This window comes from Pseudomonas sp. JH-2 (genome assembly GCF_036231725.1).
GTDB lineage: Bacteria > Pseudomonadota > Gammaproteobacteria > Pseudomonadales > Pseudomonadaceae > Pseudomonas > Pseudomonas delhiensis.
The window spans coordinates 1-16,030 of record NZ_JAZAQP010000002.1; the positions used below are offsets into that span (position 1 = coordinate 1).

Annotated in this window: 12 protein-coding genes; 10 read left to right on the plus strand and 2 right to left on the minus strand. The window is 68.3% G+C overall.

Annotated features, from left to right (window positions below; genetic code table 11):
* Positions 1-313 precede the first annotated feature (313 nt).
* Positions 314-1,525: a M24 family metallopeptidase gene (locus VV867_RS01525; RefSeq protein ID WP_328565460.1), complete on the plus strand. Its 1,212-nt coding sequence runs from the start codon at positions 314-316 to the stop codon at positions 1,523-1,525.
* A gap of 321 nt (positions 1,526-1,846) precedes the next feature.
* Positions 1,847-3,148, plus strand: a complete 1,302-nt coding sequence (locus tag VV867_RS01530) for an MFS transporter (protein ID WP_328565461.1) — start codon at positions 1,847-1,849, stop codon at positions 3,146-3,148.
* A gap of 57 nt (positions 3,149-3,205) precedes the next feature.
* Here the strand turns inward: VV867_RS01530 and VV867_RS01535 are convergent, their stop codons facing one another.
* Positions 3,206-4,222 (minus strand): GlxA family transcriptional regulator, encoded by a 1,017-nt coding sequence (locus tag VV867_RS01535; RefSeq protein ID WP_328565574.1) that lies wholly within the window; start codon positions 4,220-4,222, stop codon positions 3,206-3,208.
* 387 nt (positions 4,223-4,609) lie between these two features.
* Between VV867_RS01535 and glyA the strand changes: the two genes are divergently transcribed.
* The 8 genes from glyA (at position 4,610) to VV867_RS01575 (ending at position 14,793) form a co-directional block, all read left to right on the plus strand.
* Positions 4,610-5,863, plus strand: a complete 1,254-nt coding sequence (glyA, locus tag VV867_RS01540) for a serine hydroxymethyltransferase (protein ID WP_328565462.1) — start codon at positions 4,610-4,612, stop codon at positions 5,861-5,863.
* A gap of 125 nt (positions 5,864-5,988) precedes the next feature.
* The gene (locus VV867_RS01545) at positions 5,989-7,239 is read left to right on the plus strand and encodes a sarcosine oxidase subunit beta (RefSeq protein WP_009614658.1); all 1,251 of its coding nucleotides are present in this window, start codon (positions 5,989-5,991) and stop codon (positions 7,237-7,239) included.
* Between the two features lie 134 nt (positions 7,240-7,373).
* Complete coding sequence (locus VV867_RS01550; RefSeq protein ID WP_009614657.1) at positions 7,374-7,697, plus strand: sarcosine oxidase subunit delta; 324 nt, start codon at positions 7,374-7,376, stop codon at positions 7,695-7,697.
* 2 nt (positions 7,698-7,699) lie between these two features.
* Entirely contained in the window at positions 7,700-10,720 is a 3,021-nt protein-coding gene (locus VV867_RS01555) for a sarcosine oxidase subunit alpha (RefSeq protein WP_328565463.1), read from the plus strand.
* 118 nt (positions 10,721-10,838) lie between these two features.
* Positions 10,839-11,474, plus strand: a complete 636-nt coding sequence (locus VV867_RS01560; protein WP_328565464.1) for a sarcosine oxidase subunit gamma — start codon at positions 10,839-10,841, stop codon at positions 11,472-11,474.
* A gap of 55 nt (positions 11,475-11,529) precedes the next feature.
* The gene (gene purU, locus VV867_RS01565) at positions 11,530-12,387 is read left to right on the plus strand and encodes a formyltetrahydrofolate deformylase (RefSeq protein WP_328565465.1); all 858 of its coding nucleotides are present in this window, start codon (positions 11,530-11,532) and stop codon (positions 12,385-12,387) included.
* Positions 12,388-12,646: 259 nt separating this feature from the next.
* Complete coding sequence (gene fdhA, locus VV867_RS01570; RefSeq protein ID WP_109934634.1) at positions 12,647-13,846, plus strand: formaldehyde dehydrogenase, glutathione-independent; 1,200 nt, start codon at positions 12,647-12,649, stop codon at positions 13,844-13,846.
* Positions 13,847-14,220: 374 nt separating this feature from the next.
* Positions 14,221-14,793, plus strand: coding sequence for a DUF1993 domain-containing protein (locus VV867_RS01575; protein ID WP_328565466.1), 573 nt, complete (start codon positions 14,221-14,223; stop codon positions 14,791-14,793).
* 39 nt (positions 14,794-14,832) lie between these two features.
* Here the strand turns inward: VV867_RS01575 and VV867_RS01580 are convergent, their stop codons facing one another.
* The gene (locus tag VV867_RS01580; RefSeq protein ID WP_328565467.1) at positions 14,833-15,867 is read right to left on the minus strand and encodes an ABC transporter substrate-binding protein; all 1,035 of its coding nucleotides are present in this window, start codon (positions 15,865-15,867) and stop codon (positions 14,833-14,835) included.
* Positions 15,868-16,030 lie beyond the last annotated feature (163 nt).

Consider the following 16,030-nt stretch of genomic DNA (forward strand, 5'->3'; position numbering starts at 1 on the left):
CAGGCAGCCGGAATGACCATGGGAAAACCGTTACCCATGTGTCCCGACAAGCGTTACCTATGTGTCCCGGCAGAACACTTGCGATACCCATCGCCATGGCCTGATGGGTATCGCTTCGCTCGACCCATCCTACGAAGAAGCCCCGAGACAGCCATGACGCGCCATGCGTCATCCGCCTGGCGCAAGCCGAGCGGATACGTCCAAGTTCGGGTCGGATTCGTGCAAAAGAGCGCCCCGGCCTTCTGCTGCAATGCCTTCCAACGACGGGCCAGAAAGGCGCGTCGACCGACAGGAAGCAGCGAGGACGTACGCCATGCAAATGCCCCAGACGATCAGGATCCGCAACGGCCAGAAGGTCCGCCCGACCTTCTCCGAGCAGGAATACGCCAACCGCCAGGCCAGGCTGCGCGCCCACCTGGCCGAGGCGGGCATCGATGCCGCGGTCTTCACCTCCTACCACAACATCAACTACTACTCCGACTTCCTCTACTGCTCCTTCGGCCGCCCCTACGCCCTGGTGGTGACCCAGGACGCCGTGGTCAGCATCAGCGCCAACATCGACGGCGGCCAGCCCTGGCGCCGCACCCAGGGCACCGACAACATCGTCTACACCGACTGGCAGCGCGACAACTACTTCACCGCCATCCAGCAGGCCCTGCCCAGGGCCCGGCGCATCGGCGTGGAGTTCGACCACCTGAACCTGCAGAACCGCGACAAGCTGGCCGCCCGCTACCCCGGCGCCGAGCTGGTGGACGTGGCCGCCGCCTGCATGCGCATGCGCATGATCAAGTCCGCCGAGGAACACGCCATCATCCGCCACGGCGCCCAGGTGGCCGACATCGGCGGCGCCGCGGTGGTCGAGGCGCTGCACGACCAGGTGCCGGAATACGAGGTGGCCCTGCATGCCACCCAGGCCATGGTCCGCGAGATCGCCAAGCGCTTCCCCGACGGCGAGCTGATGGACACCTGGACCTGGTTCCAGTCCGGTATCAACACCGACGGCGCGCACAACCCGGTGACTTCGCGCAAGGTGAACAAGGGCGACATCCTCAGCCTGAACTGCTTCCCGATGATCGCCGGCTACTACACCGCGCTGGAACGCACCCTGTTCCTCGACCACTGCTCCGACGAGCACCTGCGCCTGTGGGAGGTCAACGTCAAGGTCCACGAGGCCGGCCTGAAGCTGATCCGGCCGGGCGCGCGCTGCTGCGACATCGCCCGCGAGCTGAACGAGATCTACCTGGAACACGACCTGCTGCAGTACCGCACCTTCGGCTACGGCCACTCCTTCGGCACCCTCAGCCACTACTACGGGCGCGAGGCCGGCCTTGAGCTGCGCGAGGACATCGACACGGTGCTGGAGCCGGGCATGGTGGTCTCCATGGAGCCGATGATCATGCTCCCCGAGGGCCTGCCGGGCGCCGGCGGCTACCGCGAGCACGACATCCTGATCGTCAACCAGCAGGGCGCCGAGAACATCACCCGGTTCCCCTACGGGCCGCAGCGCAACATCATCCGTAAATGACCCCGCGAGCCGCGTGCGCACAGCACGCGGCTCGTTCGCTTCTGGAGCAAGCACCACCGCCAGTGGCGGTGCCACGACCGATAACGACAACAAGAGGCTGCGCCCGCCGTACCCGCGCAAGCCATGACTCACCCGCTGCCGAACTTCCATTTCGATAACAACAGAGGTATGGGCAATGGTCACCTTCCCGCACGGCGCCAGCGGCGCCCCCGACATCCCCACGCGGCACTACACTGATTCCCACGCACGCCCGGCGGCGCAACGCCCGGGGGGTGCGCAATGAGCCTCTCCCAGCAACCCCTGGCCTACGGCCGAACCGCCATGAACGCCCCCCTCTGCGAGGAACGCCGCGTCCTGCGCCGGGCCGCCGGCGCGGCCTTCATGGGCAACTTCGTCGAGTGGTTCGACTACGCCGCCTACGGCTACCTGGCGGCGGTCATCGCCGTGGTGTTCTTCCCGCAGACCGACAAGGTCTCCGGCCTGCTGGCGACCTTCGCGGTGTTCGCCCTGTCGTTCATCGTGCGGCCCATCGGCGGCATCGTCTGGGGCCACATCGGCGACCGCTTCGGCCGGCGCAACGCGCTGTCGCTGTCGATCCTGATCATGTCCGGCTCGACCTTCTGCATCGCCCTGCTGCCCAGCTACGCGCAGGTCGGCCTGGCGGCGCCCGGGCTGCTGCTGGCCATCCGCCTGGTGCAGGGCTTCTCCGCCTCGGGCGAATACGCCGGCGCCTCGGCCTTCCTCGCCGAGTACGCCCCGGAAGGCAAGCGTGGCTTCTACACCTGCCTGGTGCCGGCCAGCACCGCCGCCGGGCTGCTGGTGGGCTCGCTGTTCGCCGCGCAGCTGTATGCGCACCTGGACGGCACCCAACTGCACGAATGGGGCTGGCGCCTGCCCTTCCTGCTGGCCGCGCCCCTGGGCCTGATCGGCCGCTACATCCGCCTGCACCTGGCCGACACGCCCAAGTTCCGCGAGATGGAAGCGGCCATGGAGCACAGGCAAGGCCAGCACCGCACGCCCATCCGCGAGCTGTTCGGCACCCACCGCAAGCAGCTGCTGGTGGCCGTGGGCGCCACCTGCCTGAACGCGGTGGCCTTCTACCTGATCCTCAGCTACATGCCGACCTACCTGTCCGCCGAGATGGGCATGAGCGAGAGCGACTCCTTCCTCGCCTCCACCGTGTCGCTGGCCACCTACATCGGCTTCATCTTCCTGATGGGCAAGCTGTCCGACCGCTTCGGCCGCAAGACCATGCTGGTGGCCGCCTCGCTGCTGTTCCTGGCGCTCACCGTGCCGCTGTTCCGCCTGCTGGGCGACCAGGGCTTCGCCTTCATCCTGCTGATCCAGATCGGCTTCGGCCTGATGCTGGCGATGAACGACGGCACCCTGCCCTGCTTCCTCGCGGAGATCTTCCCCACCCGCGTGCGCTACACCGGCTTCGCCTTCAGCTTCAACACCGCCAACGCGCTGTTCGGCGGCACCGCGCCCTTCATCGCCACCTGGCTGATCAGCCTCACCGGCAACAAGCTGGCGCCGGCCTGGATGCTGGTGGCCGCGGCGGCGGTGGCGCTGCTGGCGATGCTCTGCGTGCGGGAGACGGCGCACCGGCCGATGGAGGACTGAGCCGGCCCGTGGCAATGAGCGCAAGGCCGTACCCGCGAGGGTACGGCTTTTCGCGTTTCAGGCCCCCAGCGGGCTCTGCTTGCGCTGGCTGCGCGGCGAGCAGCCGAAGAAGCGGCTATAGCACTTGGAGAAGTGCGCCGGCGAGGTGAAGCCGCAGGACAGGGCGATCTCGCGGATCTGCGCCTCGCTGCGCAGCAGCAGGTCGCGGGCGCGGTTCAGGCGCAGCTCCAGGTAGTACTGGCTGGGGGTGCGCTGCAGGTACTTGTGGAACAGCCGTTCCAGCTGGCGCACCGACACCTCGTTGAGCTGCGCCAGCTCCTCCAGCTCCAGCGGCTCCTCCAGGTTGGCCTCCATGATCGCCACTATCTGGCTCAGCTTGGGCTGGGCGCTGCCCAGCTTCTGCCGCAGGGGGATGCGCTGCTGCTCGCGGGAGCCGCGCATGCGGTCGCACAGCAGCAGCTCGGCGGCGCGGGTGGCGATCTCCACCCCGCCCGGCTCGCGGGCGATCAGCTGCAGGGTCATGTCCATGGCCGCGGTGCCGCCGGAGCAGGTGTAGCGGTCGCGGTCCAGCTCGAACAACTGGTTGGAGATGACGATGCCGGGGAAGCGCTCCTTGAGCTGCTCGATGTCTTCCCAGTGGATGGTGCAGCGGTAGTCCTTGAGCAGCCCGGCGCTGGCCAGCAGGTGGCTGCCGGTGCAGATGCCGCCCAGCGGCACGCCCTGGCGGGCCAGCTTGCGCAGCCAGTCGAGCAGGCGCCGGTCGCACTTGGCCGGGATGGGGTTGGAGCCGACCACGAAGAGCGCATCCAGGTGCGGCACCGCCTCGATGCCGTGGTCGGGCACCACGCGCATGCCGTTGCTGGCGCGCACCGGCTCCAGGTCGGCGGCGATCTGCAGGGTGCGGTACAGCGGCCGGTGCGCCGCCAGGTTGGCCATGCGCAGGGTTTCCACCGCCGAGGCGAAGCCGATGGTGGTGAAGTTGGGCACCAGCAGGAAGCCGAAGGTCCTGGTGGCGGTGGCCGGAACGGCGTCGGGGAGACGTTCGCGGCCGCGGGTCGGTACAACGCTGAGCATCATTTCGATACCTCCACTGCGATGGCTGGCGCGGCGATTTCCGCGGGGCGGGGCGACGGCAGTCAGGGCAGCCTGCTTTTCTTGTTCTTCTGCGACATGCGCGGGGGCGATGCCGGCCTCAAGCTTACACCCTTGTCGATGTCGCGCCGACGCCTTCGCGGCCGCCGCGGGCCCGGCGCAGACGAAGCAGGGACGGGCGGTGCAGCGCGTGGGTAGGTTTGGGCATTTTGACGTCGCAAACAGGCAAATGGGGGGGCGGGCTATTGAGCACAATCGATCACAACTGGCTAATACCGACCCCTTCGCGCCGAGCCCCGCAGGCCCCCGGCGCGGGCGGTCAGGGCAGCCTCCACCCACAAGCGACGCGCCTGTCGCACGGAGACCGCGATGTTCAGCAAGCATGACCAGATCCAGGGCTACGACGACGAACTCTTCGCCGCCATGGCCGCCGAGGAAGAACGCCAGGAAGACCACCTCGAGCTGATCGCCTCGGAGAACTACACCAGCAAGCGCGTCATGCAGGCCCAGGGCAGCGGGCTGACCAACAAGTACGCCGAGGGCTACCCGGGCAAGCGCTACTACGGCGGTTGCGAGCACGTGGATAAAGTCGAGCAGCTGGCCATCGACCGCGCCAAGCAACTGTTCGGCGCCGACTACGCCAACGTCCAGCCGCACTCCGGCTCCTCGGCCAACTCGGCGGTGTACCTGGCGCTGCTCAACGCCGGCGACACCCTCCTGGGCATGAGCCTGGCCCACGGCGGCCACCTGACCCACGGCGCCAAGGTCTCCTCCTCCGGCAAGCTGTACAACGCCGTGCAGTACGGCCTGGACACCGCCACCGGGCTGATCGACTACGACGAGGTCGAGCGCCTGGCCGTGGAGCACAAGCCGAAGATGATCGTCGCCGGCTTCTCCGCCTACTCCAAGACCCTCGACTTCCCGCGCTTCCGCGCCATCGCCGACAAGGTCGGGGCGCTGCTGTTCGTCGACATGGCCCACGTCGCCGGCCTGGTGGCCGCGGGCCTGTACCCCAACCCGCTGCCCTACGCCGACGTGGTCACCACCACCACCCACAAGACCCTGCGCGGCCCGCGCGGCGGCCTGATCCTGGCGCGCGGCAACGAGGAGATCGAGAAGAAGCTCAACTCCGCGGTGTTCCCCGGCGCCCAGGGCGGCCCGCTGATGCACGTGATCGCCGCCAAGGCGGTGTGCTTCAAGGAAGCCCTGGAGCCGGAGTTCAAGGACTACCAGGCCCAGGTGATCAAGAACGCCAAGGCCATGGCCGAGGTGTTCATCGACCGCGGCTACGACGTGGTCTCCGGCGGTACCGACAACCACCTGATGCTGATCAGCCTGGTCAAGCAGGGCCTGACCGGCAAGGAAGCCGACGCCGCCCTCGGCCGCGTGGGCATCACCGTCAACAAGAACGCCGTGCCGAACGACCCGCAGAGCCCCTTCGTCACCTCGGGCATCCGCGTCGGCACCCCGGCCATCACCACCCGTGGCCTGAAGGAAGACCAGTGCCGCGAGCTGGCCGGCTGGATCTGCGACGTGCTCGACCACCTGGGCGATGCCGACGTCGAGGCCAAGGTGGCCACCCAGGTCGCCGGGCTGTGCGCCGACTACCCGGTCTATCGTTGAGATTCCCGCTGCCCTCCTTGTAGGAGCGAGCTTGCTCGCGAACCAACCCCCGCTGCGGGGCCATTCGCGAGCAAGCTCGCTCCTACGAAAAGAAAGGGCCGCCTAGAGATACCAGGAGCACCCACATGCAACGCTACTCCGGCTTCGGCCTGTTAAAGCACTCACTGAGCCACCACGAGAACTGGCAGCGCATGTGGCGCACGCCCACGCCCAAGCCGGTGTACGACGTGGTCATCGTCGGCGGCGGCGGCCACGGCCTGGCCACGGCCTACTACCTGGCCAAGGAACACGGCATCCGCAACATCGCGGTGGTGGAGAAGGGCTGGCTGGGCGGCGGCAACACCGCGCGCAACACCACCATCGTCCGCTCCAACTACCTGTGGGACGAGTCGGCGCAGCTCTACGAGCACGCCATGAAGCTGTGGGAGGGCCTGTCCCAGGACCTAAACTACAACGTCATGTTCTCCCAGCGCGGCGTCTACAACCTCTGCCACACCCTGCAGGACATGCGCGACGGCGAGCGCCGCGTCAGCGCCAACCGCCTCAACGGCGTGGACGGCGAGCTGCTGAACGCCCAGCAGGTGGCCGAGGAAATCCCCTACCTGAACTGCACCAAGAGCGCCCGCTACCCGATCATGGGCTCCACCGTGCAGCGCCGCGGCGGCGTGGCCCGCCACGACGCCGTGGCCTGGGGCTTCGCCCGCGCCGCCGACGCCCTGGGCGTGGACCTGATCCAGCAGACCGAAGTCATCGGCTTCCGCAAGCAGGACGGCGCGGTGATCGGCGTCGAGACCAACCGCGGCTTCATCGGCGCCAAGCGCGTCGGCGTGGTCACCGCCGGCAACTCCGGGCACATGGCCAAGCTCGCCGGCTTCCGCCTGCCGATCGAATCGCACCCGCTGCAGGCGCTGGTTTCCGAGCCGCTGAAGCCGATCATCGACAGCGTCATCATGTCCAACGCCGTGCACGGCTACATCAGCCAGTCGGACAAGGGCGACCTGGTCATCGGCGCCGGCATCGACGGCTACAACGGCTACGGCCAGCGCGGCTCCTACCCGGTGATCGAGCACACCCTGCAGGCCATCGTCGAGATGTTCCCGGTGCTCTCGCGGGTGCGCATGAACCGCCAGTGGGGCGGCATCGTCGATACCACCCCGGACGCCTGCCCGATCATCGGCAAGACGCCGGTGAAGAACCTGTTCTTCAACTGCGGCTGGGGCACCGGCGGCTTCAAGGCCACCCCCGGCTCGGGCAACGTCTTCGCCGCCACCCTGGCGACCGGCGAGCCGCACCCGCTGGCCGCGCCTTTCTCCATCGAACGTTTCCACAGTGGCGCGCTCATCGACGAGCACGGCGCTGCGGCTGTCGCACATTGAACATTCGCCCGCAGGGCGACAACTGATTCCCCTCTCCCGCTTGCGGGAGAGGGTGCCCGAAGGGCGGGAGAGGGTGGTTCGGCGAAGAGCCGGCGCCCCGCCTCCCACGGAAGGCAACCCCGGAGGTTTAGACCATGCTTCACATCTTCTGCCCCCATTGCGGCGAGCTGCGCTCCGAAGAGGAATTCCACGCCAAGGGCCAGGCGCACATCCCGCGCCCGCTGGACCCGGGCGCCTGCACCGACGAGGAGTGGGGCGACTACATGTTCTTCCGCGACAACCCGCGCGGCATCCACCACGAGCTGTGGGTGCACGCCGCCGGCTGCCGGCAGTACTTCAACGCCACCCGCCACACCGTGACCTACGAGATCCTCGAAACCTACAAGATCGGCGAGAAACCCAGCGTGACCAGCGCCGAGAAGAAACCCGCCGCCCAGCCCGCAGTCGCGAAGGCCTGAACATGAGCCAGATCAATCGCCTTTCCCGTGGCGGTCGCATCGACCGCAGCAAGCCGCTGACCTTCACCTTCAACGGCCAGCAATACCAGGGCTTCGCCGGCGACAGCCTGGCCGCCGCCCTGCTGGCCAACGGCGTCGACGTGGTCGGCCGCAGCTTCAAGTACTCCCGCGCCCGCGGCATAGTCGCCGCCGGCGCCGAGGAGCCCAACGCCATCCTGCAGATCGGCTCGCGCGAGGCCACCCAGGTGCCCAACGTGCGCGCCACCCAGCAGGCCCTGTACGCCGGCCTTGCGGCCAGCAGCACCAATGGCTGGCCGAACGTGCAGAACGACCTGATGGGCGTGTTCGGCAAGGTCGGCGGCAAGATGATGCCCCCCGGCTTCTACTACAAGACCTTCATGTACCCGCAGTCCATGTGGCTGACGTACGAGAAGTACATCCGCAAGGCCGCGGGCCTGGGCCGCGCGCCCACCGAGGTCGACCCGGACAGCTACGACTGGATGAACCGCCACTGCGACGTGCTGGTGGTCGGCGCCGGCCCCGCCGGCCTGGCCGCGGCCCTGGCCGCCGCGCGCAGCGGCGCCCGGGTGATCCTGGCCGACGAGCAGGAAGAGTTCGGCGGCAGCCTGCTGGACACCCGCGAAACCCTCGACGGCAAGCCCGCCGCCGAATGGGTGGAACAGGTGCTGGCCGAGCTGAAGTCGCTGCCGGAAGTGGTGCTGCTGCCGCGCGCCACGGTGAACGGCTACCACGACCACAACTTCCTCACCATCCACGAGCGCCTCACCGACCACCTCGGCGAAACCGCGCCGCTGGGCCAGGTGCGCCACCGCGTGCACCGGGTGCGCGCCAAGCGCGTGGTGCTGGCCGCCGGCGCCCACGAGCGGCCGCTGGTATATGCCAACAACGACCTGCCGGGCAACATGCTGGCCGGCGCCGTCTCCACCTACGTGCGCCGCTACGGCGTGGCGCCGGGCAAGAAGCTGGTGCTCTCCACCAACAACGACTACGCCTACCGCGTGGCCCTGGACTGGCAGGAAGCCGGCCTGGAAGTGGTGGCCATCGCCGACGCCCGCGCCAACCCGCGCGGCGAGTGGGTGGAAGAAGCCCGCAAGCGCGGCATGCGCGTCATCACCGGCAGCGCAGTGATCGAAGCACGCGGCAGCAAGCGCGTGACTGGCGCGAAAATCGCCGCCATCGACCCCATCCGCCTGAAGGTCACCGCCCCCGGCGACTGGCTGGACTGCGACCTGATCGCCAGCTCCGGCGGCTACAGCCCGGTGGTGCACCTGGCCTCGCACCTGGGCGGCAAGCCCGAGTGGCGCGAGGACATCCTCGCCTTCGTCCCCGGCGAAGGCCTGCAGAAGCGCATCTGCGCCGGCGCCGTGAACGGCGTGTTCCGCCTCGCCGACAACCTGCAGGACGGCTACAACGCCGGTACCCAGGCCGCCGAGGACGCCGGCTTCAAGGCCGCGCCCGGCGAACTGCCGAAGGCCTCCGAGCGGGTCGAGGAGCCGACCGTGGCGCTGTTCCAGGTGCCCCACGAGAAGCCCACCTCCCGTGCGCCCAAGCAGTTCGTCGACCCGCAGAACGACGTCACCGCCGCGGCCATCGAGCTGGCCTGCCGCGAGGGCTTCGAGTCCATCGAGCACGTCAAGCGCTACACCGCGCTGGGCTTCGGCACCGACCAGGGCAAGCTGGGCAACATCAACGGCCTGGCCATCGCCGCCCGCGCCCAGGGCAAGAGCATCGCCGACACCGGCACCACCATGTTCCGCCCGAACTACACCCCGGTGACCTTCGGCGCCGTGGCCGGCCGCCACTGCGGCCACCTGTTCGAGCCGGTGCGCTTCACCGCCCTGCACGCCTGGCACGTGAAGAACGGCGCCGAGTTCGAGGACGTCGGCCAGTGGAAGCGCCCCTGGTACTTCCCCAAGGCCGGCGAGGACATGCATGCCGCCGTGGCCCGCGAATGCCGCGCGGTGCGCGAGTCGGTGGGCCTGCTGGACGCCTCCACCCTGGGCAAGATCGACATCCAGGGCCCGGACGCCCGCGAGTTCCTCAACCGCGTCTACACCAACGCCTGGACCAAGCTGGACGTGGGCAAGGCCCGCTACGGCCTGATGTGCAAGGAAGACGGCATGGTCTTCGACGACGGCGTGACCGCGTGCCTTGCGGACAACCACTTCGTCATGACCACCACCACCGGCGGCGCGGCCCGCGTGCTGGAGTGGCTGGAGCTGTACCACCAGACCGAATGGCCGGAACTGAAGGTGTACTTCACCTCGGTCACCGACCACTGGGCCACCCTGACCCTGTCCGGCCCCAACAGCCGCAAGCTGCTGGCCGAGGTCACCGACATCGACCTGGACAAGGACGCCTTCCCCTTCATGACCTGGAAGGAAGGCAAGGTGGCCGGCGTGCCGGCGCGGGTGTTCCGCATCTCCTTCACCGGCGAGCTGAGCTATGAGGTGAACATCCAGGCCAACTACGCCATGGGCGTGCTGGAAGCCATAGTCGAGGCCGGCAGGAAGTACAACCTGACCCCGTACGGCACCGAGACCATGCACGTGCTGCGCGCCGAGAAGGGCTTCATCATCGTCGGCCAGGACACCGACGCCTCGGTGACCCCGGACGACCTCAACATGGGTTGGGCCGTGGGCCGCACCAAGCCCTTCTCGTGGATCGGCTGGCGTGGCATGAACCGCGCCGACTGCCTGCGCGAGGACCGCAAGCAACTGGTCGGGCTGAAACCTACCAACCCCATGGACGTGCTGCCCGAGGGCGCCCAGCTGGTGTTCACCACCCAGCAGTCGATCCCGATGAACATGGTCGGCCACGTCACCTCCAGCTACATGAGCAGCACCCTCGGCTACGGCTTCGCCCTGGCGGTGGTCAAGGGCGGCCTGAAGCGCATGGGCGAGAAGGTCTACGCGCCCCTGGTCGACGGCCGGGTGATCGAGGCGGAAATCTGCAGCTCGGTGTTCTACGACCCGAAAGGCGAGCGGCAGAACGTGGATTGATTGAAAGCAGCTCCAGGCGGCAAGCCGCAAGCTGCAAGCAAAAGCCGATCCGCCCCCTCTCCCTTCCGGGAGAGGGCTGGGGAGAGGGAAAGCGCCAGAATCCCAAGGTGAACAGAACATGAGCAAAGCGAACCTCTACCAGCAATGCCCCGAGGCCGGGGTGAAAGTCGAGACCCCGCTGCACCACGCCGAGCTGGACAAGCTGGCCTCGCGCAGCGTCGCCAATGCGGGCGTCACCCTGCGCGAGAAGAAGCTGCTCGGCCACCTGGTGCTGCGCGGCAGCGCCCATGACGCGGCCTTCGCCGAGGGCGTGCACAAGGCCCTGGGCCTGGAGCTGCCGGTGGCCCTGACCCTGGTGGCCAAGGGCGACACCTCGCTGCAGTGGCTGGGCCCGGACGAGTGGCTGCTGATCGTCCCCGGCGGCGAGGAATTCGCCGTCGAGCAGAAGCTGCGCAAGGTGCTCGGCGAGGAGCTGCACTACTCGGTGGTCAACGTCGGCGGCGGGCAGACCCTGCTGGAGCTCTCCGGGCCGAAGGTGCGCGAGCTGCTGATGAAGTCCACCAGCTACGACGTGCACCCGAGCAACTTCCCGGTGGGCAAGGCGGTGGGCAGCATCTTCGCCAAGTCCCAGTGCGTGATCCGCCACACCGGCGAGGACACCTGGGAACTGGTGGTGCGCCGCAGCTTCGCCGACTACTTCTGGCTGTGGCTGCAGGACGCCAGCGCCGAGTACGGCCTGCAGATCGCCGCCTGATCCCGGCGGGCGGGCCAGCCGGCCCGCCTTCCCGCGTCGCCACCGGAGCCACGCCATGAGCCGCACCCCCGATACCTGGATCCTCACCGCCGACAGCCCGAGCCTGCTCGGCACCGTCGACGTGGTGACGCGCCACCTGTTCGAACAGCAGTGCTACGTCACCGAGCACCACTCCTTCGACGACCGCCTGGCCCAGCGCTTCTTCATCCGCGTGGAGTTCCGCGCCCCCTCGGGCTTCGACGAGGCAGCCTTCCGCGCCAGCCTGGCCGAGCGCGTCGAGCCCTTCCAGATGAAGACCGAGCTGACCCCGCCGGGCTACCGCAGCAAGGTAGTGATCATGGTCTCCAAGGCCGACCACTGCCTGAACGACCTGCTCTACCGTCAGCGCATCGGCCAGCTGCCGATGGACGTGGCGGCGGTGGTCTCCAACCACCCGGACCTGGAACCCCTGGCGCGCTGGCACGGCATCCCCTACCACCACTTCGCCCTCGACCCGCAGGACAAAGCCGCCCAGGAAGCCAAGGTGTGGCAGGTGATCGAGGAAAGCGGCGCGGAACTGGTGATCCTCGCCCGCTACATGCAGGTGCTTTCGCCGGAGCTGTGCCGCAGGCTGGACGGCTGGGCGATCAACATCCACCACTCGCTGCTGCCCGGCTTCAAGGGCGCCAAGCCCTACCACCAGGCGTACCAGAAGGGCGTCAAGCTGGTCGGCGCCACCGCCCACTACATCAACAACGACCTCGACGAGGGCCCGATCATCGCCCAGGGCGTCGAGGCCGTGGACCACGCCCACTACCCCGAGGACCTGATCGCCAAGGGCCGCGACGTCGAGTGCCTGACCCTGGCGCGGGCGGTGGGCTATCACATCGAGCGGAGGGTTTTCCTCAACGCCAATCGGACGGTGGTCCTTTAGAGCGGCTGCAGGCTGCAAGCCACAAGCTGCAAGCGGGGGCCGCCTGTCGAGCCCCGCGCCGAACAAACCCCCTCTCCCTTCAGGGAGAGGGTTGGGGAGAGGGGCTCTTCATGCTCCTCCCGCCACCCGAGCAACACCGACAGACCCGCCGGCTGCCAGTTGTACCCCGGCCCTGTCGCGCAACAGACGACATCCCAGTGCAAAGCCGCGTGGCCGCCGTGCCGCGCATTTGTACCCACAACGACAAAGAGGAATGCGTATGTCTGGCAATCGTGGTGTGGTTTATCTCGGCCCAGGTAAGGTCGAGGTGCAGAACATCCCCTATCCGAAGATGCAGGACCCGCAGGGCAAGCAGATCGACCACGGAGTGATCCTGCGGGTGGTCTCCACCAACATCTGCGGCTCCGACCAGCACATGGTGCGCGGCCGCACCACCGCGCCCCAGGGCCTGGTGCTCGGCCACGAGATCACCGGCGAGGTGGTGGAGATCGGCCGCGGCGTGGAGACCATGAAGATCGGCGACCTGGTCTCGGTGCCCTTCAACGTCGCCTGCGGCCACTGCCGCACCTGCAAGGAGCAGCACACCGGCGTCTGCCTGACGGTCAACCCGGCCCGCGCCGGCGGTGCCTACGGCTACGTCGACATGGGTGGCTGGGTCGGTGGCCAGGCCGAATACGTGCTGGTGCCCTACGCCGACTTCAACCTGCTGAAGCTGCCGGACCGCGAGAAGGCCATGGAGAAGATCCGCGACCTGACCTGCCTGTCCGACATCCTGCCCACCGGCTACCACGGCGCGGTCACCGCCGGCGTCGGCCCGGGCAGCAGCGTGTACATCGCCGGTGCCGGCCCCGTGGGCCTGGCCGCTGCCGCCTCCGCCCGCCTGCTGGGCGCCGCGGTGGTGATCATCGGCGACGTCAACCCGACCCGCCTGGCCCACGCCAAGGCCCAGGGCTTCGAGATCGCCGACCTGTCCAAGGACACCCCGCTGCACGAGCAGATCGCCGACCTGCTGGGCGAGCCGGAAGTGGACTGCGCGGTCGACGCGGTGGGCTTCGAGGCCCGCGGCCACGGCCACTCGGGTTCGCAGCACGAAGCCCCGGCCACCGTGCTCAACTCGCTGATGGGCATCACCCGCGTGGCCGGCCAGATCGGCATCCCGGGCCTGTACGTCACCGAGGACCCGGGCGCGGTGGACGACGCCGCCAAGCATGGTGCCCTGAGCATCCGCTTCGGCCTGGGCTGGGCCAAGTCGCACAGCTTCCACACCGGCCAGACCCCGGTGATGAAGTACAACCGCCAGCTGATGCAGGCGATCATGTGGGATCGCATCAAGATCGCCGACATCGTCGGGGTGGAAGTCATCACCCTGGACGACGCGCCGAAAGGCTACGGCGAATTCGACGCCGGCGTGCCGAAGAAATTCGTCATCGACCCGCACAACCTGTTCCGCGCCGCGTAACCCGCGGCCAACGCTCCGACCGCGGCGTCCCCCGCCGCGGTTTCTCTCCAGGGGAGCCTTCGGGCTCCCTTTTTTTGCGCCGCGCCTACAGGGACACCCCTTACCTCAACGACCCCCTCACCCTAACCCTCTCCCGGAGGGAGAGGAGACCGTTCGGCGTGTGCAGGGAGGCTGGAGTCAGCCGGAGACAAAGGACCCACAGCCGGCACGCGCCGCATGCTCTTCGTAGGAGCGAGCTTGCTCGCGAACCGCATGGCACCGCGTTTGTTCGCGAGCAAGCTCGCTCCTACGAGAAGCCGTGCCCCCTTGGGGTAGGAGCAGCACGGCCGGCAAGCCCGGACTAAGCTGACCGCTCCCCTTTCCCGGAGCCCGCCATGTCGCTGACCAGCCTTCTCGTCCCCTCGTTCACCCACATGCTCACGAACCTCTCGCAATGGCTCGACAAGGCCGCCGCCCGGGAAAGCGCCGCCGGCAACGACGTCGACGGGCTGATGGCGCAACGCCTGGCGCCGGACATGTACCCGCTGGCCGCGCAGGTGCGCTTCGCCTGCTTCCAGGCGCTGGAGCCGACCTACCGGCTACGCGGCCTGGCCGTTCCGCAGGCGTGGCTACAGGTGCGCAATGACGGCTGGGCGTCGAACGAGCGGCCGGGCACCCTGGCCGAGGCCCAGGCCTGCATCGCCGAAGCACTGACAGCGCTCGCCGACCTGCCCGGCGATGCGCTCGATGGCCGGCCCGAGGCGCCGATCGCGCTCGACCTGCCCAACGGCATCATCTTCGACATGGACAGCGAGCAGTACGCCCGCGATTGGTCGTTCCCGCAGTTCTATTTCCACTGCATCACCGCCTACGCCATCCTGCGCAGCCTGGGCGTCGAACTGGGCAAGGCCGACTACGTCGCGCACGTGCTGGCCTACGTCCGCCCGGGCACGCTGCCGCAGGGCTGAGGCCGCGGTGCCCGGCGAGCCGGGCACCTGCAGCGGCCGTCAGCGCGCCGCCCAGGCGTTGAAGCGCAGTTCCAGTTCCTCGCCGTGGTCGACCCAGAAGGCCGAGTCCACCGAGCGGGCGCCCTGCAGGTTGGCCGGGGCGGTGGGCAGGGCGGCCTGGACGTCGGCCGGCAGCAGTTCCAGGGTGCCCTTGTGCACCGGGCCGTAGGGGATGTTCTCGGAGAACACCTTCTGCGTCTGCGGCTGGCTGGCGAAGGCGATGAACTTCTCGGCCAGGGCCTTGTTCGGCGTGCCCTTGACCACCGCCCAGTATTCCGGGTCGTAGAGGCTGCCCGGCCAGACGATGGCCAGCGGCACGCCTTCCTTCTGCGCGGCGGCGATGCGGCCGTTGTAGGCGGCGCTCATCACCACGTCGCCGGCGGCCAGCCACTGCGGCGGTTGCGCGCCGGCTTCCCACCACTGGATGTAGGGCTTGATCTCGTCGAGCTTCTTGAAGGCGCGGCTGACGCCCTCGGCGGTGCCCAGCACCTTGTACAGGTCCTCGGGCTTCACGCCGTCGGCCAGCAGGGCCACTTCCAGGGTGTACTTGGCGCCCTTGCGCAGGCCGCGCTTGCCCGGGTAGTCCTTGACGTTCCAGAAGTCCGCCCAGGAGGTCGGCGCCTTGGCCAGGCGCTTGCTGTCGTAGGCCATGACCATGGACCAGACGTAGGTGGCCACGCCGCACTCGCTGAAGGTGCCGGGGACGAACTTCGACTCGTCGCCGATGGTGGCCGGGTCGATGCGCTCGAACAGGCCCTCGTCGCAGCCGCGCAGCAGTTCGGGGCTTTCCACCTCGACCACGTCCCAGGTGACCTTGCCGACGTCGACCATGGCCTTCACCTTGGCCATCTCGCCGTTGTACTCGCCGGCGATCACCTTGCCGGCGCCGCTGGCATCGAAGGGTTTGAAGTAGGCCTTATCCTGGGCGGCCTTGGTGGCGCCGCCGAAGGAGATCACCGTGAGATCCTGCGCCTGGGCGGCGCCGGTGGCGGCGAGGACCGCGCAGGCGAGGATGCAATGCAAGGACGATTTCATGGAACGAACTCCCACAGCCGGTTGGCGTTGTTGGTTGAATTGCTGGGCAGTTGCCGAACGGGCGGCAAAAAGGTTCCACGGCACGGGCCTGCGTGGGCCCGCGGCGTTGTTGTTGTTCGTTTTTCGTAGGAGCGGGCTTGCTCGCGAAGTCCGGCGCAAGATG